Genomic DNA, 17,239 nt, shown 5'->3' with positions numbered 1-17,239 from the left:
TCAAATAGCGATCAAAAAACCAACCGGAGACATTCGAATGTTGCACCCCCAAGCCCGCGCACTGATGGACCTGATGGCCGAGCGCGGCGTGCCACCGACCCATACGCTGTCACCCGCCGAGGCGCGCGCTTTCTACCGTGAGCGGCGCACCTTTACGCAGCCTGAACCGCCGCAAGTCGCGGCAGTGCGCGAGCTGACGGCTACTACGCCACAGGGCGACATCCCGCTTCGTCTGTATCGGCCGCTGGGTTCTGACGCCACAACGGTGTTGCCGGTGCTGGTTTATTACCACGGCGGGGGCTGGGTCATTGGCGACCTCGACACGCACGACACGCTGTGCCGCGAGCTGGCAAACGCGGCCGGTTGTGCGGTCGTCGCTGTCGACTACCGCATGGGGCCGGAGCATCGCTTTCCGGCTGCAGTCGACGATGTATTGGCTGCCACCCGCTGGGTGCGCGAGCAGGCTGGTGCGTTGAGGCTCGATCCCGGCCGTCTCGCAGTGGGCGGCGACAGTGCCGGCGGCAATCTGGCCGCTGTGGTCGCGCTGGCGGCCCGTGATGCCGGCGATCTGCCGATCGCGTTCCAGTTGCTGATCTACCCAGCCACCGACATGCGCCGCGGGCATCCTTCGCACACGACCAACGGAGACGGCTATGTGCTGACACGCGACACGCTCGCTTACTTTCACGACCACTACATCGCTGACCCCGCGCACGATCTCGATTGGCGCGCATCGCCATTGCTGCACACCGATCTGGCAGGATTGCCGCCGGCACTGGTAATCACGGCTGGCTACGACCCATTGCGGGATGAAGGCCTGGACTACGCCCGCGCACTGACCGAGGCCGGCAACCGAGCGACCTGCGTCTGCTTCGAGCGGCAGATTCACGGCTTCATCACGATGGGCCGCGTGCTCGACGAGGCGAACACGGCGGTGGCTTTGTGTGCGGCCGAACTTCGGCGCGTATTGGGTTAACCGCGCGGGCTAACCGCGGGCAGGCCCGGCGCGCTGGCCCACATCGCGCCAGACGCAAAAAAGGCTCCCGAGGGAGCCTTTTTATCTATTGCGTGAGCAACCGAGCTGCTAGAGCTTAGTAACCGCCGCGGCTTCCGCCGCCGCCGCCACCACCGTAGCCGCCGCCGCCACCGCTGCGACCACCGCCGCCGCCGCCACCACCGTAGCCGCCACCGCCGCCGCCGGCGCCGCCGCCGCCGTATCCACCGCCGCCGCCGCTACGGCCGCCACCACCACCGAAACCGCCGCCAGCTGGGCGCGGTTCCATCGGACGGGCTTCGTTCACGGTCAGGGCGCGACCGTCGAGCGAATGGCCATTCATGCCTTCGATGGCTGCCAACGCTTCAGCGTCAGTACCCATTTCGACAAAGCCGAAGCCCTTCGAGCGGCCGGTGTCACGTTCCATCATGACCTTGGCAGATGCGACCGAACCGTACTGGCCGAAGGCCTGCTCGAGGTCGTTGTCACGGATGTTGTAGGACAGATTGCCTACGTAAAGTTTCTTGCCCATGGAGGGACTCCTAATTCAGACCAACAAAACAAAGCGATGGAGTCCCAGAATCACAACAAACAAATGCGCTGTGGCGCGAAACTGACCGATCACCGGATCACGTGCTCACAAAGATAAATTGCTGGCACGTCTGACTATTATCCGCCTGATTTGCAGTTTGGGTACGAAATCGTGTTTTATTGATCGATCCGGCGTGGCGCCGAGCGATTTCGCAACGGTTTGAGCAGGTCCGAAAGCCCGTTATGGTCGATTTCATGCATCAGCGCGAGCAGGCGGCCAATTTCTCCCGAGGGAAAACCCTCGCGCGCGAACCATGTGAGGTAGTTGCCGGGCAAATCGGCGATCAGTTTGCCCTTATGTTTGCCAAATGGCATTTCCAGCGTGACGAGGCGTTCCAGGTCTTCGGGCTTCATGTGCTTCAGCCGCCGCTGCGTTTCACGCTGCGGCCTTGCTTCACCAGCGCCGTGGTCACGACATCGCGATGATCGCCCTGGATTTCGATGACGCCGTCCTTCACCGTACCGCCGGAGCCGCAGGATGCCTTGAGTTGTTTTGCCAGCAATGCCATCGCATCGGCATCGAGCCCAAGGCCTTTGATCAGCGTCACGCCCTTGCCTTTGCGGCCCTTGGTCTCGTGCGATAGACGCACAATGCCGTCGGTGGGCGGCGCGGGCGCCCTGACTTGGCCGCAGCACACGCACGAAGCGACCGGCTGACGGCAATCGGGGCAGATGCGCCCAGCGTCGGTGGAATAGACCAGCCGGCTGGAGGATGCTCCGGGCGTGACGGTGCGCTTGATCATTTCGACGATTTTATTTGTGACGTTTATATTTTTATCAGCACGCTGACCTCATGCCATTTTCTTCACTGGGCTTGATTCCCGCTCTCTTGCGCGCCGCGACCGAGTCGGGCTACGCCACGCCGACCCCGATCCAGTCGGCTGCGATCCCGCCGATTTTGCAGGGCCGCGACGTGCTCGGTTCGGCCCAAACCGGCTCGGGCAAGACGGCCGCATTTTCCTTGCCGATGCTGCAACGCCTGGCAGCCGGACAGCCTCACACGCCGCGCCGTGTCCGTGCGCTGGTACTTGTGCCCACGCGGGAGCTCGCGGCCCAGGTCGGCGAGGCGCTGCGCAGCCTGGCGCAGCATCTGCCCGAGCCGCTGCGCATTGCCATCGCCTTTGGCGGCGTCTCGATCAATCCGCAAATGATGGGCTTGCGCGGCGGCGCCGACATCATGGTCGCGACGCCGGGGCGGCTGCTCGACCTGGTGGCGCACAACGCGTTGAAGCTGGCGTCGGTCGAGACGCTGGTGCTCGACGAAGCCGACCGTCTGTTCGATCTCGGCTTTGCCGAAGAGCTCGGGCGCATCCTGGCGATGCTGCCTGCCGAGCGGCAGAACCTGCTGTTTTCGGCGACTTTTCCCGCCGCGATCCAGGGCCTGGCCGACAGCCTGCTTCGCGACCCGGTGCGCGTCGAAGTGCAAGGCGCGCCCGGCACCGAGCCGGCCATCGTGCAGCGTGCGATCGAGGTCGACGCCAACCGCCGCACCCAGTTGCTGCGACACCTTATCAAGGAGAGCAAGTGGGAGCGCGTGCTGGTGTTCGTCGCGACGCAGCACGCCGCGCAAACGGTGGCCGAAAAGCTCTACAAGAACCACATCTACGCCGTGCCGTTTCACGGCGACATCGCCCAAGGCACGCGTACCGACATCCTGGCGCAGTTCAAGGACAGCCGCTGGGACGTGGTGGTCGCCACCGATCTGGCTGCGCGCGGCCTCGACATCGCCGACTTGCCCGTCGTGATCAATTACGACCTGCCGCGCTCACCGGTCGACTACACGCACCGCATCGGGCGCACCGGCCGCGCAGGGGAAACCGGGGTCGCGATCAGCTTCGTCACGGCGGAGAGCGCGGCGCATTTCAGCTTGATCGAAAAACGGCAAGGCTTGAGCTTGCCGCGAGAGCGCATCGAGGGCTTCGAGCCGACCGAAGCAGCGGTCGCGGTCTTGGAGGCAGTGGCCATCGCTGCGCCAACGTCGAGCACGGGCGGCATCAAGGGCAAGCGGCCGAGCAAGAAGGACAAGCTGCGCGCCGCGGCAGCGCAGGCAGCGGGCGCTCCCGTCGTCGACGCACCGCAAGACTGACGGGCACGCCAGGCAGGCGGCTAAAAAAAAGGCATGGGCGCAGTGCCCATGCCTTTCCTGATTTGCAGACCATCACGGTCTGCCGCAGTGCATGCCGCGGGGCGGCACCTACTGCGCGGTCTCGTTCGGTATCAAACGCCGAGGATCGATACCGACTTCGTCACCAGGTACGACTCCAGCGCCTCCGGGCCGCCTTCCGAGCCGTAGCCCGAATCCTTGACGCCACCGAAAGGCATCTCGGCCGATGGCATGGCAGGCTGGTTGATCCACAGCATGCCGAGTTCGAGCCGCTGGCCGAGGATGTGCGCCGTCTTGATCGACTTGGTGAAGGCATAGCCAGCCAAACCGAAGGGCAGGCGGTTGGCTTCGGTGATGGCTTCTTCGAGCGTGTCGAAACCGCGGACCGCTGCGACCGGGCCAAAAGGCTCGTTGTTGAACACGTCGGCGTCGAGCGACACGTTGGTGATGACGGTCGGTGCATAGAAGTTGCCTTCGCCGCTGATGCGTTCACCGCCGGTGGCGATGGTGGCGCCCTTGGCGCGCGCATCGTCCATCACCTTGGCCATGGCCGTGATGCGGCGTGCGTTGGCGAGTGGGCCGAGGGTGGTGCCGGCGGTCAGGCCGTCACCGAGCTTCAGGCTTTCAGCGTGCTTGACCAGTGCCTTCGAGAACTCGTCGACCAGGCTGTTGTGCACCAGAAAGCGGGTCGGCGAAATGCAGACCTGGCCGGCATTGCGGAACTTGGCGGCACCCGCCGCCTTTACCGCGAGCGCGACATCCGCGTCTTCGGCAACGATCACCGGCGCGTGGCCGCCGAGTTCCATCGTCACGCGCTTCATGTGCGAGCCGGCGAGCGCGGCCAGTTGCTTGCCAACGGGCGTCGAGCCGGTGAAGGTGACCTTGCGGATGATCGGGCTGGCGATCAGGTAGCTGGAGATTTCAGCCGGGTCGCCGAACACCAGGCCTACGGTGCCGGGCGGGATGCCGGCATCGACGAAGCATTGCAGCAGCGCGGCAGGCGATGCCGGCGTTTCTTCCGGCGCCTTCACCAGGAACGAGCAACCGGTGGCCAGAGCCGCGCCGAGCTTGCGCACGATCTGGTTGATCGGGAAGTTCCACGGCGTGAAAGCGGCGACCGGACCGACCGGCTCCTTGAGCACGAGCTGTTGCGCGGCCAGGTTGCGCGACGGCACGATGCGGCCGTACACGCGGCGACCTTCGTCGGCGAACCATTCGATGATTTCGGCACCAGCCATCACCTCACCGCGGGCTTCGATCAGCGGCTTGCCTTGCTCTTGCGTGAGCAGGCGCGCGATGGCGTCGGCGCGCTCGCGCAGCAGGCCGGCGGCCTTGCGCATGACGTTGGCGCGCTCGGGAGCCGACGTGTTCTTCCACGCATCGAAGCCGCGCTGGGCAGACGCAAGCGCCTGGTCGAGGTCGGCGATGCCGGCGTGCGCGACCTTGCCGATCGGCTTGCCGGTGGCCGGGTTGATCACGTCGATGGTCTTGCCACTCTTGGCGTCGGTCCATTCGCCATTGATGAGCAGTCGGGTGTCGGTATAGCTGGTTGTCATGAAGGTGCCTTTTCCTGAGGAGGAGTGAGGGTGGGATGAAAGTGGCCGCGCTGAATCTGAAGTTGGCCAAAGCGACGCCAGGCCAAGCGGAGCGACAGCAGCAAGGGCAACAACTTTACCAACGACCGGCGACCGCCTCGTGCGTGGGGTCGCAGCGGGACGGCATCGAGGTTCGGGCGCTCCTCCTACGCGCGGCCGAATGGACGCACTTTCTTTTTGGCTAGAGTGTCGGAAGACACGCAGAAAAAAGGAGCGCACCGTGGCAGACACCGACGACAACTTCGACCCGACAGCCAAGTTGGTTTTCGACCTCAACCTCGCTCTTTACCTCGACCTGGTGGCGGTGCTTGAAAAGGCCGGCGTGGTCACGTACCGGCAGATGGCGGCACGCGTCTTGAATATCAGCATCGACGCGCGCGACGATGGCGATGTGCCGTTGTCCACCGCGCTGGAAGGCATCGCCAAAGGCTTTGCCGGTCAACGCGATGGCTTGTCGATCGGCCTGCTCAAGGCAGCGGGCGATCTGCGCAATGACGAGGCTCTCGGCGACATCCCCCGGCTGCCGGACGACATCTGACACCGACCCGGCCGTCCTTGGCCGATGGGCCGCTCTCGGCTGTCCTGCCGACGTCGCGCGCTCAGCCTCGAAACCGTTTGCGCGTCAGCCCCAGCGCGATCCAGAACGCTGCCACGGCATACACCGCCAGCACCACCGCGTGGCGTACCCAGTCGGCTGGCCACTGGTCCATGAAGAGCGGCCGTACCAACGCTACCGCGTTGGCCAGCGGCAACCAGGCCGCGATGACGCGCACCACCCCAGGCAATTGCTCCAGCGGAAAAAACACGCCGCTCAGGAACATCATCGGCGTCATGAAGAGCGTGAAGTAATAGGTGAAGAAGTCGTAGCCCTTCGCCAGCGCATTGAAGACCAGCGCGATGCTCGAAAACGTGATGCCCGAGGCGATGAGCACCAGCCACGCGACGATGAGCTTGGGGCTGTGGCTGATGCCCAGCGCCAGCATCACCAAGAGGATGGCGGTGACCGTGAAGATCGACTTGAACGCGGCCCACAGCATCTCGGCCAGCACGATGTCGTCGAGCCCGACGGGCGCGTTCATGATGCCGTCCCACGTCTTTTGCACATGCATGCGCGAGAAGGCCGAGTAGAGCGCCTCGAAGCTCGCCGCGTTCATGGCGCTCATGCAGATCGAGCCGCTCGCCAGGAACAGGATGTACGGTACCTTGACGCCATCGACCGCGACCTGGCCGACCAGCGCGCCCATGCCGTAGCCGAAGGCGACGAGCCAGATCAACGGCTCGGCGATGTTGCCGATGAGGCTCGGGATCGCCAGCTTGCGCCACACCAGCAGGTTGCGCAGGAACACCGGCCACCAGCGCATCGAGAGTGCCGGCGGCCGCCAGATCGATGGGGCCGCGGAGTTCGCCGCTATGGTGCTCTTTGCAGTGGTCGTGGTCATGCCTAGCCGTCCTCGCGAATCTGGCGGCCGGTGAGCTTGAGGAACAAGTCTTCGAGGTTGGCCGGCCGGTGAAAGGTGCGCAGCCCGCTTTGCCGGGCGCTCAGCGCCGCCAGCAACGCACGCGCATCCTGCGTGTAGAAAAAAACCGTCTCGCCACTGACCTCGACGCGCGCGGCTATCGCCTTCAGTTCGGGCACCTCGGCCAGTGCGACGGCGCCGTTGCCGTACACCTCGACGACGTCGGGTTCCAGATGTTCGGCGATGAGATCGCGCGGCTTGCCTTCGGCGATCTTGCGGCCATGGTCGAGCACCAAAAGGCGCGAACACAGGCGCTCGGCTTCGTCCATGAAGTGCGTCGTCAGCAAGATCGATTTGCCTTGTTGCAGCAGCACCTGCAAGCGCTCCCACATCAGGTGGCGTGCTTGCGGGTCGAGCCCGGTCGTGGGCTCGTCGAGCAGCAGCAGCTTGGGATCGTTGACCAGCGCACGCGCCAGCGACAACCGCCGGCGCATGCCGCCGGAGAGTTCACCTGGCTTGGCATCGGCCTTGTGCGAGAGCGCCGCAAACTCGAGCAGCTTGGGCACACGCGGCAAGATCTCGCGCTTGCTGAAGCCGAAGTAGCGGCCGTAAACGACCAGGTTTTCGGCGCAGCTGAAATCAGGGTCGAGCGTGTCGAACTGGGTGACCACGCCGAGCTGCGCCTTGATGGCCAGCGCGTCGCGCGGCATCGACAGCCCGAGCGCCTCGATGGTTCCGCTGTCGGGGACCGTGAGGCCGAGGCACATGCGGATGGTGGTGGTCTTGCCGGCGCCGTTCGGCCCGATCACGCCCAGGCATTCGCCGGGCGCGATGTCGAAAGAGAGATCGTCGACGACCGTGTTGCTGCCGTAGCGCTTGCTGAGGTTGCGGGCTTTGAAGAGAGAGTGGGTGGAGGCTGTCACCGACCCATTGTGGGCCCGCGCCGTCACAGCGCGAGGCCGGTGAACTCCGCCTTCATCCAGTCGACAAAGGCCCGCGTGCGTGCAGGCAACAAGCGCGCATGCGGATAGATCACGTTGACCGGCGTGGGTGGCGGCTCGAAGGCATCGAGCACGATCTTGAGCCGGCCTTGCGCAACGTGCGGCAGCACCTGGTAAGAAAAGAACAAGCCGAAGCCCATACCGACTGCGCACGACTCGATGGCTGGCGCGATGTGATTGAAGTCCAGGTTGCCTCGCGTCGCGACGGAGAACGGCTTGCCCTGATGCTCGAACCCCCACGGCGCGGTGCTGTTCGGATGCACGCGCACGCAGTTGGCATGTGCCAGTTCGCGCGGGTGCCCGGGCGTCCCGTGGCGCGCCAGATAGTCGGGGCTCGCCACCACCACGTGCCGCACCGTGCCGAGCCGCTGCGCGACCAGAGACGAGTCGGCGAGCGGGCTGATGCGGATGCCGACGTCGACGCCTTCTTCCAGCAGGTTGACCTGACGATCGTGAAGCAGCACGCTGCAGTGCATGGTGTCGTAGCGCGCTAGAAAGCGGGTGATCGCCGGCGCGACGTACATGTGGCCGAACAGCACGGGTGCGGTCACGGTGAGCCGGCCTGCCGGCTCGCGTGCCTCGGCGGTCAGTGCCAGGTCGGCCGCGTCGGCGGCGGCCAGTACATCGCGTGCGCTCTCCAGATAACGCTGGCCTTCTTCGGTGAGCGAGTTGCGCCGCGTGGTGCGATGAAAAAGCCGTACGCCCAGATGCGCTTCGAGTGCGGCCAGCGACCGCACCACCGCAGGCAACGAACTGCCCATGGCATCGGCTGCTTTGGTGAGGCTGCCCTGATCGGCGATCTGCACGAAAGTCTGCATGGCTTTGAGTCGGTCCATGGTGCAGATTAAACCGATTAAACCGAAAAGTGCAGCAGTCAAATGTGCGAATCGCTATTCATGCTTGGGCTGCAGGAGAAAAGAATCGGGTCATTGCATTCACTTGAAAGCCGACCATGTCGAACTCGACCCGCAACAATCCGCCGCCAGCGCAACCCATCAAGCTCTACAGCAACGTCATCTCAGGACATGTGCATCGCGTGCGGTTGTTCCTGTCGATCCTCGGGCTGCCATTCGACTGCTGCGAGATCGACTTCATGCAGCGCGCGCACCGCACGCCGGAGTTTCTGGCGCTCAACGCCTTCGGCCAGGTGCCGGTCATCGAGGATGGCGATGTCGTGCTGGCCGATTCGAACGCCATCCTGGTCTACCTGAACGAACGTTATGCGCCCGACCCGGCGCGCTGGATGCCGCGCGATGCGCTCGGTGCGGCGCACGTGCAGCGCTGGCTGTCGGTCGCGGCTGGACCGCTGGCGAACGGTCCGGCGGCGGCGCGCGTTCTGGTGGTGTTCAACCGTCCGGCCGATCCGACCGAGACGGTCGCACGCTCGCATGCGCTGCTGCAGGTCATGGAGGCGCAACTGGGCACGGAAGTGTTTCTTGCCGGCGCGACGGCCACGCTGGCCGACCTCGCCAACTACGCTTACGTGGCCTGTGCGCCAGAAGGCAACGTATCGCTTGAACCGTACCCGCCACTGTGCGCGTGGCTCGAACGTGTCGAGGCGCTGCCGGGTTTCGTGCCGATGCTGCGCACGCCGGTCGGGCTTGCTGCTTCGTCGGCGGCATCGTTGGCCTGAATGCCATGAATGGGATGACTGCCGTGAACGCAATAACCGACGAAGCTTTTCATCTGGGCGAGCAAGCGCTGCAGGCGCGTGTCGGTTTGCGCGAAAGCCTGGCCGAGATCGGGCCGCTCGTGATGCGCGATGCAATGCCGGACCAGCATCGCGCCTTCTTCGCGCAATTGCCTTTCCTGGTTTTCGGCAGCGTCGACACGAGCGGCCAGCCGTGGGCGAGCGTGTTGGCTGGGCCGCCCGGCTTTGCGCACGCGGACGATGCGCGGCACTTGCGCGTCGATGCGCTGCCGACCGCGGACGATCCATTGGCCCAGGCGCTGAAGGTCGGTGCGCCGATCGGATTTCTGGGCATCGAGCCTCACACGCGTCGCCGCAATCGCATGAACGGGTGGCTCGATCAAGTCGATGCAGAAGGCTTCGGCATCGCAGTGGGACAGAGCTTCGGCAATTGCCCCAAGTACATCGTGCGGCGGCATGCCAACTTCGAGCCTGCGATGGGCGCTGCGGCATCGGCCACATCGAATGCGTCGAGCGCGATGGCGGCGTCTTCCGGAGCAGTTCGACTCGAAGCGCTGGACGAGCCAGCGCTTCGCTTGATCGCCAAAGCCGACACCTTTTTTATCGCCACCGCGCACCCGCAGAGCGGCACGGACGACACCCCATCGCATGGCGTCGATGTGTCGCATCGCGGCGGGCCGGCCGGCTTCGTTCGCATCGACGACCATCGCGTTCTCACGGTTCCCGATTACAGCGGCAACCGCTTCTTCAACACGCTGGGCAACCTCGCCCTCAACCCGCGCGCCGGCCTGCTATTCATCGACTACGACAGCGGCGATCTGCTGCAGCTCGCCGTCACGGCGGAGATCGTTTGGACCGGCCCGGAGGTGGATGCGCTTCCTGGCGCCGAGCGGCTCGTTCGGCTCCGTGTCGATCGCATGCTTCGGCGCCCCGCGGCGTTGCCGCTGCATTGGGGCCGGGTGCAGTAGCAACGGGTGCAATAGCCAACCTCGGGGCACTGCGGGCAGAGGCGCTTTCGACACTTCGCTGGCGAACGAAGTGTCCGATGTGGCGCCGCCGTAGCATCGACCGATGAAATCCGATGCCGCTCCTGATTCGTCCCAGAATGCCGACGTGCAACTGGCTCGGCTCGCCGGCGCCATCGCCGAGCCTGCGCGTGCCCGGATGCTGTGCTGCCTGATGGACGGGCACGCGCGCACCGCGACCGAACTCGCCGTCGTCGCCGAGGTTGCAGCGTCGACGACCAGCGCCCACTTGGCGCGGCTGAAAGAAGAGCGGCTCATCGAATCGATCGCGCAAGGCCGTCACCGCTACTTCCGGTTGGCCGGCGGCGATGTCGCTGCCGCGCTTGAAAGCCTGCTCGTGGTGGCCGGCGCACCGCGATCAGGTGCGGCGGCACCTGCAGCGCTCCCGGCCCTCGAGCCCAACACGCCGACGCGTTTGCGCAGCGCCCGCACTTGCTACGACCACATGGCAGGCACAGCCGGCGTCGCACTGCACGATCGCCTCCACGCGCAGGGCTGGTTGAGCGGACTGCAAAGCGGCTCGTACGAACTCACGACCGATGGCGCCGTCGCGCTTGAAAGCCTGGGCCTCGACGTCGATGCCGCACGACGATCGCGACGACGCTTCGCGTGCCCCTGCCTCGACTGGAGCGAGCGGCGGCCGCATCTCGGTGGCGCTCTGGGCGCGGCGTGCCTGCAACTCGCGCTGCGGCGCGGCTGGGTGCGGCAGGCTCTCGATGGCCGTGCGCTCACCGTGACGTTGAAGGCCGAGCGCGAGATGCCGGAACTGTTCGGCCTGAGCACACAACCACTCGCGGCGCGTGCAGCGCCGTCGACCCATGCTCGCCGCTGAGTGGAGCGTGCCGGCCGCGGCGGCCATGGCAGCGGTCGCCGGTGTCTTCGTCGCTGCCGGTGTCGTCAAGGGTGTGATCGGCCTCGGCTTGCCCACCGTGTCGATGGCGCTGCTGGCGCTCTGGATGGCACCGGTCGAGGCTGCGGCTTTGTTGATCGTGCCTTCGCTGGTCACCAACCTCTGGCAGATCCGCCCGTGGTCCTCTGTGCCAGCGATGTGGCGCCGCATCGCTGGCATGCAGGTCGGCGTTTGCGTGGGCACCTGGGCCGGCGCGCTGCTGTTCGGCGCACCGGCGGGCGCGTGGGCGTCGATGCTATTGGGCGTCGCCCTGATGGTCTATGCGGCGTGGGGCTTGCTGGGCCGGAGCTTCGTGATCGCGCCGCGCCACGAGCGCTGGCTCGGACCGCTGATCGGTGTACTCACCGGGCTGGTCACTGCGGTGACGGGTGTCTTCGTGGTACCGGCCGTGGCCTACCTGCAGGCGCTCGGCTTGCAGCGCGATGCGCTGGTGCAGGCGATGGGCATCTCGTTCACCACGTCGACCGTGGCGCTGGCCGTCGCATTGGTCTTCGACATGGGTCATGGCGGCAGCTATTTCGCCATGACACTCGCCCTGTCGGTGGCCATGCTGTTGCCTGCGCTGGTCGGCATGGCGGCGGGGCAATGGCTGCGCGAACGCCTGTCGCCGGCCCTTTTCAGGCGCTGTTTCCTGATCGGCCTCGGTTTGCTCGGTGCTCACATGGCCGCGCGGGCAGCCTATTGAAACGTCGTTGAAACTTTACTGAAACGCCACCTCGGCAAAGCTACGCAGCTTGCGGCTGTGCAACTTGCTCGACCCTTCGCTGCGCAGGATGTCGATGGCCGCCATGCCGATGCGCAGGTGCTGCTCGACGCGCTCGCGATAGAAATGATTGGCCATGCCCGGCAGCTTGATCTCGCCGTGCAGCGGCTTGTCGCTCACGCACAGCAGCGTGCCGTAGGGCACCCGAAACCTGAAACCGTTGGCGGCGATGGTCGCGCTTTCCATGTCGAGCGCCACGGCGCGGCTCTGGCTGAAGCGGCGCTGCGGCTGGTTGCCGGGCAGCAGTTCCCAGTTGCGGTTGTCGGTGCTGGCGACGGTGCCGGTGCGCATGAACTTCTTCAGATCGGGGCCGCTCACTTTCGTGACCTGTTCGACTGCGCGCTCCAGCGCCAACTGGATTTCGGCCAGCGCTGGAATCGGCACCCACAGCGGCAACTCTTCGTCCAGCACGTGGTCTTCTCGCACGTAGGCGTGGGCCAGCACGTAGTCGCCGAGTTGCTGGCTCGGGCGCAGTCCGGCGCAGTGGCCGAGCATCATCCAGGCATGCGGGCGCAGCACCGCGACGTGGTCGGTGATGGTCTTGGCATTGGCCGGACCGACGCCGATGTTGACCATCGTGATACCGCTTCGGTCTTCACGCACCAGGTGATAGGCCGGCATCTGCGGCAAGCGCGGTGGCGCCGTGCCCTGGCTGCCGTCGAGCAACTCGCGATAGGTCGTGTCGGCGCCCGCAGCCAGACCGCGCCGCCGCGTAATCACGTTGCCCGGCTCGATGAAGGCGACGTACTCGCTCTTCTCGTCGGTCATCGCTTCATGACCCAGCCGCACGAACTCGTCGATGTAGTACTGGTAGTTGGTGAACAGCACGAAGTTCTGGAACCACTCCGGCACCGTGCCCGTGTAGTGGCGCAAGCGGTGCAGCGAGTAGTCCACGCGGGCGCCGGTGAAGAGCGCCAGCGGCTGGGCCTCGCCGGGTTTGGCTTCGAAGGTTCCGTTGGCGATGCCGTCGTCCATCGCGTGCAGGTCGGGCAGGTCGAACACGTCGCGCATCAGCGCGCGGCGGTCGAGGCTCATCGACACCTCGACATGGTCGTTGTCGGTGAACGAAAAGTGGATGGGAATCGGCTGCGTGCTGGTGCCGATCTCGAGTTCGACCTGATGGTTTTCAAGCAGCAGGCGAAACTGTTCGAGGTAGTAGCGGTTGAAGAGGTCGGGCCGCGTCAACGTCGTCTCGTAACGCCCCGGCCCGGCCACGAAGCCGTAGCTCAGGCTGGCGTTGGCGGGTGGCGTGTTGCGCGAGACGGTGTGCGTGTGCACCCGCACGAACGGGTAGCACGCCCGCACCCGGCCCGGCAGGCTGTCCCCATCGACGAAGCGCTGCATGGCGTCACGCAGATGCTGCAAGCCGCCGTTGTAGATGCTGCGAACCTGTTCGAGTGCTTCGGCGGCATTGGTGAAGCGGGCGGGTGCGATGAAGGCTGGCATGTAGGGCATGCGGACATTGTGCAGCGCCCGAAAGCATTGCGAATCAGCCGGCCACAGGCTCCCGCATCGTCACGAATTCTTCGGCAACGGTCGGATGGATGCCGATGGTGCTGTCGAACAGCGCCTTGGTCGCGCCGGCGCGCATGGCCACGGCGAAGCCCTGCACCACCTCGCCGGCATCGGGACCGACCAGGTGCAGCCCGACCACGCGGTCGCTGGCCTTGTCGACCACCAGCTTCATGAAGGTGCGTTCGGTGCTCGCCGACAAGGTATGGCGCAGAGCGCGGAATTCGGTGCAGAACACGGTGACCTTGCCGAACTTCGCGCGCGCATCGGTTTCCGAATAGCCGCAGGTGCCGATGTTCGGATGGGTGAACACCGCCGTCGGGATGAACTCGTAGTCGAGCTTTCTCACTCGATCGCCGAACAGCGCATCGACGACGACCATGGCCTCGGCCAGTGCGACCGGCGTGAGCTGCACGCTGCTCGACACATCGCCCACGGCGTAGATTGATGGCACCGATGTCTTGTAGTGCGCGTCGACCGCGATGGCGCCATGCTCGTCGACGGTCACACCCGCCGCCTCCAGCCCGAGCGCCCGCGTGTTGGGCACACGACCGGTTGCGAAGAGCACCGTGTCGACCTCGATGGTGGCCCCACGCGCGAGCATCACGTTCAGCCCGCCCGGGCCACGCGAAATGGAGTCGATTTCGCTGCTGAGGCGGATGTCGACCCCTGCCTTGCCCATTTCACTTGCGAGAAATTGGCGCACGTCGTCATCGAAGCCGCTCAACAGGTGCGCCCGGCGATGTACCTGGGTGACCTTGGCTCCGAGACCGTTGAAGATCGACGCGAACTCGCATGCGATGTAGCCGCCGCCGACCACCAGCAGGCGCTTGGGAAAAGGATCGAGATCGAACATGGCGTCGGACGTGACGATGTGCTCGCGGCCGGGCAGTTCGGGCACCCAGGGCGTGCCGCCGGTGGCGATCAGCAAATTCTTGGCGGTGTAGCGCGTGCCGTCGACATCCACGGTGTGGGCGTCGACCAGTTGCGCCCAGCCGTTCAACAGCGTGACGTTGGCAGTCTTCAGCAACGAGGCGTAGACGCCGTTGAGCCGCGTGATCTCCTTTGCGCGCTGCGTCTTCAAGTGCGCCCAATCGAAGCGAGGCGGCTCCGACAGCGTCCAGCCGAAGCCGGGCGCTTCCGCGAAGGCTTCCGCATAGCCGGCCGCGTAGCTGTAGAGCTTCTTGGGAATGCAGCCGACGTTGACGCAGGTGCCGCCGAGTTCGGCCGCCTCGGCCAGCGCAACACGGGCACCGCGTTGCGCTGCCATGCGCGATGCGCGCACGCCGCCGCTGCCGCCGCCGATGACAAATAAATCGAAGTCGTATGTGGGCATGGAAGCCTCCTTGACGACGACTGTAGCCGGCTGTCGATATACGCTGGTGGCGAGGCCTATTGAACGGCTACCGGCTCGCACCGCAGTGGATGCGCAAGAAAAAAGCGCAGCATTTCTGCGCTGGCGTCCGCCCCGTTCGGCTGGGTGAAGCTGCCTTGCGAGCTCCCGCCCGACCAAGCGTGGCCGCCGCCGTGCAGGCGCCAGTGTTCGACCGTATTGCGTCCCGGCGCGGCCGCGTAGACGGTGCGCGTAAAGCGTTGGCCTGCCGTCGAACTGCCTTCGGCGATGCGCGGCGTCGACGGATTGGCGCCGACTGCGGCGTCGACCACGGCATCGCCGTTGCGCGGGTTGACAGTGCTGTCGGCATCGCCGTGGAACACGATGAGCGGCGGCATGGAGGCCGTGTTGGTGGAAGAGGTAGAGGAAGCGGCGGCGTGGGGCGTCGCGCCCGCGCCGCTGCGCATGACCGACAGCGCCGCCATCACATCGGTCGCCGCGCCGCTGGGCAGGCCGGAGTGCACGCCGACGCCCGCGAAGACATCGGGATAGCAGCGCCCGAGGATGTCCGCCATGGCACCGCCGGCCGACAGCCCCGCGACGTAGACCCGCGCCGGATCGACGTGGTTCTCGGCCATGACCGATTCGGTCAGCGCGACCAGCAACGCGGGCTCGCCGCGGTCGCGCTGCTGGTGCTGCGGCTTGAACCAGTTCCAGCAACGCTGCGCATTGGCATGCTGCGTCTGCGCCGGGTACAGGACGACCACGCCGAGCTCGCGGGCCAGCGTGTTCATCTGCGTGCCCGCGGCGAAGTCGGCCGGGTCTTGCGTGCAGCCGTGCAGCATCAGCACCAGCGGTCGCGGCGTGATGGCGACACCGGCGGCGCTCGGTGGCACGTACAGCTTGTAGTCGAGGGTGCGGCCTTGGTGGGTAAAGCTGCCGTCGGTCCATTGCTCGGGGAGGGCTTCGGTGTCGACGTCCGGGGCGACATACGCCATGTCGGCTTCGGCGGGGGCACCAGCCGGCGTGTCCACCATTCGCGTACAGCCATCGAGCACGACGCTGGTGTTGTCGGGCGTCGTCGTGCGCGCAGTGGCATTGGGCTCGGGTTTGGCGCGAGTCGAGGACTCGAAGGCCGAAGTTGCTTTTGAAGCAGCGGTTTGCGCCGCCTCCGTGGCCCCACGCAACGCCCGCTGGATCGCATCCGTCGCGGCCTGCAACTGCCCGCTGTGGGTCAGCTTCGTCGCTTCGGTCATCAATTTTTGGAAGAGGTTGTTCATGACGTCTTTCGGGTCGGGTCTTCGGCTGTTCGGCTGTTCGGATGTTCAGGGTCTAGCGGATGCGGCCGGCGAGCGCGGTCTTGACCGCTGCGCTTGCATGCAGCGCTCCCAGCACGGTGATGGAATCGATGGTGGCCAGTGCGAGCTCCGGCGTCACGTCGAGGCCGATGGCCGCGAGCCCCAGTACGCGGATCTGCAAAGTCTGGCCGGCCGCGCGCACTGCCTCGAGCGCGGCCGCGTCGAACTGCTGCAGCCCGAGCACCAGCATCTTGCGGGCAACCACCTGCTTGAGCGCTTCACTATGCGCGGTGAGCTGGTTGCGGATGGCAGTGCGGATGAAGTCGGTGCGGTTCGAATAGAAGCCTTCGCTGACCAGCAGATCGATGTGGCCGAGGTCGACATAGCCGAGGTTGATGGTGATCTTCTCGGAGTCGAGCGGCTTGGCTTTGGCGGGCTGCAACGCGACGGCGGTGGCGGTCTGGTTCATGAAAAGCATCCTAACACCATCCACACGGATGGTCCGGGGCTGATTTTTAGGCGAATAACTTTAACTAGGCGCGCACTGGCAGAATTTCCGGATGACCCAACCATCTGACAAATCCGCGCCTTCGGCCATTGATCCCGCCGAAGGCTACGCCGGTGACATCACGCCGCAAACGGCAGCGCAATGGGTCGCCACCGATGCGGCCGTGCTGATCGACGTGCGCAGCGATGCCGAGCGCGAATGGGTCGGCTACGTGCCCGGCGCCGTGCCACTGGCATGGAAGCAGTGGCCGGGCATGGCGATGAATGAAGGCTTCGACAGCGCTATGCGTGCGGCGGTGCCGCAAGGCAAGAAGGCCGTGCTGCTGTGCCGCAGCGGCGTGCGCTCCATTCCGGCTGCCAAACGCGCGATGCAACTGGGCATCGAGGCCTACAACATCCTGGAAGGCTTCGAAGGCAACCCCGATGCCGAAGGCCATCGCGGACGCACTGGGGGCTGGCGCTTTCATGGCTTGCCGTGGAAGCAGAACTGAGGCGCCG

General features: G+C 65.6%; 19 protein-coding genes. 8 read left to right on the top strand and 11 right to left on the bottom strand.

Going from position 1 to position 17,239, the window contains the following annotated elements:
- Positions 1–37 precede the first annotated feature (37 nt).
- Positions 38–976, top strand: a complete 939-nt coding sequence (locus QN413_RS02015) for an alpha/beta hydrolase (protein WP_323494994.1) — start codon at positions 38–40, stop codon at positions 974–976.
- A gap of 115 nt (positions 977–1,091) precedes the next feature.
- On the opposite strand, the gene QN413_RS02010 is transcribed toward QN413_RS02015, so the two are convergent.
- The 3 genes from QN413_RS02010 to QN413_RS02000 all read right to left on the bottom strand — a co-directional run bounded on the left by QN413_RS02010 (position 1,092) and on the right by QN413_RS02000 (position 2,328).
- Entirely contained in the window at positions 1,092–1,526 is a 435-nt protein-coding gene (locus QN413_RS02010; RefSeq protein WP_187054202.1) for an RNA recognition motif domain-containing protein, read from the bottom strand.
- A 176-nt stretch (positions 1,527–1,702) separates the two neighbouring features.
- Positions 1,703–1,939 (bottom strand): DUF3820 family protein, encoded by a 237-nt coding sequence (locus tag QN413_RS02005; RefSeq protein WP_323494993.1) that lies wholly within the window; start codon positions 1,937–1,939, stop codon positions 1,703–1,705.
- A 5-nt stretch (positions 1,940–1,944) separates the two neighbouring features.
- A complete protein-coding gene (locus QN413_RS02000) occupies positions 1,945–2,328 on the bottom strand; it encodes a translation initiation factor Sui1 (protein ID WP_323494992.1) in 384 nt (127 codons plus the stop codon).
- A 50-nt stretch (positions 2,329–2,378) separates the two neighbouring features.
- Here QN413_RS02000 and QN413_RS01995 point away from each other — a divergent pair, with 50 nt between their 5' ends.
- The gene (locus tag QN413_RS01995) at positions 2,379–3,671 is read left to right on the top strand and encodes a DEAD/DEAH box helicase (RefSeq protein ID WP_323494991.1); all 1,293 of its coding nucleotides are present in this window, start codon (positions 2,379–2,381) and stop codon (positions 3,669–3,671) included.
- 131 nt (positions 3,672–3,802) lie between these two features.
- On the opposite strand, the gene QN413_RS01990 is transcribed toward QN413_RS01995, so the two are convergent.
- The gene (locus tag QN413_RS01990) at positions 3,803–5,245 is read right to left on the bottom strand and encodes an NAD-dependent succinate-semialdehyde dehydrogenase (RefSeq protein ID WP_187054206.1); all 1,443 of its coding nucleotides are present in this window, start codon (positions 5,243–5,245) and stop codon (positions 3,803–3,805) included.
- Positions 5,246–5,504: 259 nt separating this feature from the next.
- On the opposite strand from QN413_RS01990, the gene QN413_RS01985 reads away from it, so the two are divergent.
- On the top strand, positions 5,505–5,822 hold the full coding sequence (locus tag QN413_RS01985) for a hypothetical protein (protein ID WP_187054207.1): 318 nt from the start codon (positions 5,505–5,507) through the stop codon (positions 5,820–5,822).
- Between the two features lie 61 nt (positions 5,823–5,883).
- On the opposite strand, the gene QN413_RS01980 is transcribed toward QN413_RS01985, so the two are convergent.
- From QN413_RS01980 to QN413_RS01970, 3 genes are read right to left on the bottom strand one after another with little or no spacing between them, the layout of a single operon-like run.
- The gene (locus QN413_RS01980; protein ID WP_323494990.1) at positions 5,884–6,723 is read right to left on the bottom strand and encodes an ABC transporter permease; all 840 of its coding nucleotides are present in this window, start codon (positions 6,721–6,723) and stop codon (positions 5,884–5,886) included.
- Between the two features lie 2 nt (positions 6,724–6,725).
- Complete coding sequence (locus tag QN413_RS01975; protein WP_323494989.1) at positions 6,726–7,664, bottom strand: ATP-binding cassette domain-containing protein; 939 nt, start codon at positions 7,662–7,664, stop codon at positions 6,726–6,728.
- A gap of 23 nt (positions 7,665–7,687) precedes the next feature.
- Positions 7,688–8,578 carry a LysR family transcriptional regulator gene (locus QN413_RS01970; protein ID WP_323494988.1) on the bottom strand — a complete coding sequence of 297 codons (891 nt, stop codon included), beginning with the start codon at positions 8,576–8,578 and terminating at the stop codon, positions 7,688–7,690.
- Between the two features lie 116 nt (positions 8,579–8,694).
- Between QN413_RS01970 and QN413_RS01965 the strand changes: the two genes are divergently transcribed.
- The 4 genes from QN413_RS01965 (at position 8,695) to QN413_RS01950 (ending at position 12,013) form a co-directional block, all read left to right on the top strand.
- Entirely contained in the window at positions 8,695–9,375 is a 681-nt protein-coding gene (locus QN413_RS01965; protein ID WP_323494987.1) for a glutathione S-transferase, read from the top strand.
- Between the two features lie 32 nt (positions 9,376–9,407).
- Entirely contained in the window at positions 9,408–10,361 is a 954-nt protein-coding gene (locus tag QN413_RS01960; RefSeq protein WP_416352117.1) for a pyridoxamine 5'-phosphate oxidase family protein, read from the top strand.
- A gap of 103 nt (positions 10,362–10,464) precedes the next feature.
- Positions 10,465–11,250 carry a helix-turn-helix transcriptional regulator gene (locus tag QN413_RS01955; protein ID WP_323494985.1) on the top strand — a complete coding sequence of 262 codons (786 nt, stop codon included), beginning with the start codon at positions 10,465–10,467 and terminating at the stop codon, positions 11,248–11,250.
- Positions 11,237–12,013, top strand: coding sequence for a sulfite exporter TauE/SafE family protein (locus QN413_RS01950; RefSeq protein ID WP_323494984.1), 777 nt, complete (start codon positions 11,237–11,239; stop codon positions 12,011–12,013). Before QN413_RS01955 ends, QN413_RS01950 begins: the two co-directional genes overlap by 14 nt.
- A gap of 15 nt (positions 12,014–12,028) precedes the next feature.
- Here QN413_RS01950 and QN413_RS01945 read toward each other — a convergent pair whose 3' ends face one another.
- From QN413_RS01945 to QN413_RS01930, 4 genes are read right to left on the bottom strand one after another with little or no spacing between them, the layout of a single operon-like run.
- Complete coding sequence (locus QN413_RS01945) at positions 12,029–13,546, bottom strand: AMP nucleosidase (protein WP_323494983.1); 1,518 nt, start codon at positions 13,544–13,546, stop codon at positions 12,029–12,031.
- A 34-nt stretch (positions 13,547–13,580) separates the two neighbouring features.
- On the bottom strand, positions 13,581–14,939 hold the full coding sequence (gene gorA / locus QN413_RS01940) for a glutathione-disulfide reductase (protein WP_323494982.1): 1,359 nt from the start codon (positions 14,937–14,939) through the stop codon (positions 13,581–13,583).
- A gap of 56 nt (positions 14,940–14,995) precedes the next feature.
- Positions 14,996–16,216, bottom strand: coding sequence for a PHB depolymerase family esterase (locus QN413_RS01935; protein WP_323494981.1), 1,221 nt, complete (start codon positions 16,214–16,216; stop codon positions 14,996–14,998).
- Between the two features lie 52 nt (positions 16,217–16,268).
- Positions 16,269–16,703: a CopG family transcriptional regulator gene (locus tag QN413_RS01930; RefSeq protein WP_323494980.1), complete on the bottom strand. Its 435-nt coding sequence runs from the start codon at positions 16,701–16,703 to the stop codon at positions 16,269–16,271.
- Positions 16,704–16,794: 91 nt separating this feature from the next.
- On the opposite strand from QN413_RS01930, the gene QN413_RS01925 reads away from it, so the two are divergent.
- Complete coding sequence (locus QN413_RS01925; RefSeq protein ID WP_323494979.1) at positions 16,795–17,232, top strand: rhodanese-like domain-containing protein; 438 nt, start codon at positions 16,795–16,797, stop codon at positions 17,230–17,232.
- Positions 17,233–17,239 lie beyond the last annotated feature (7 nt).

The sequence above is a fragment of the Variovorax sp. LG9.2 genome, from assembly GCF_035018885.1.
In the GTDB taxonomy this organism is placed as follows: domain Bacteria; phylum Pseudomonadota; class Gammaproteobacteria; order Burkholderiales; family Burkholderiaceae_C; genus Variovorax.
The sequence above is the reverse complement of the archived record's forward strand: the minus strand, read 5'-3'. Positions and strand labels throughout refer to the sequence as shown.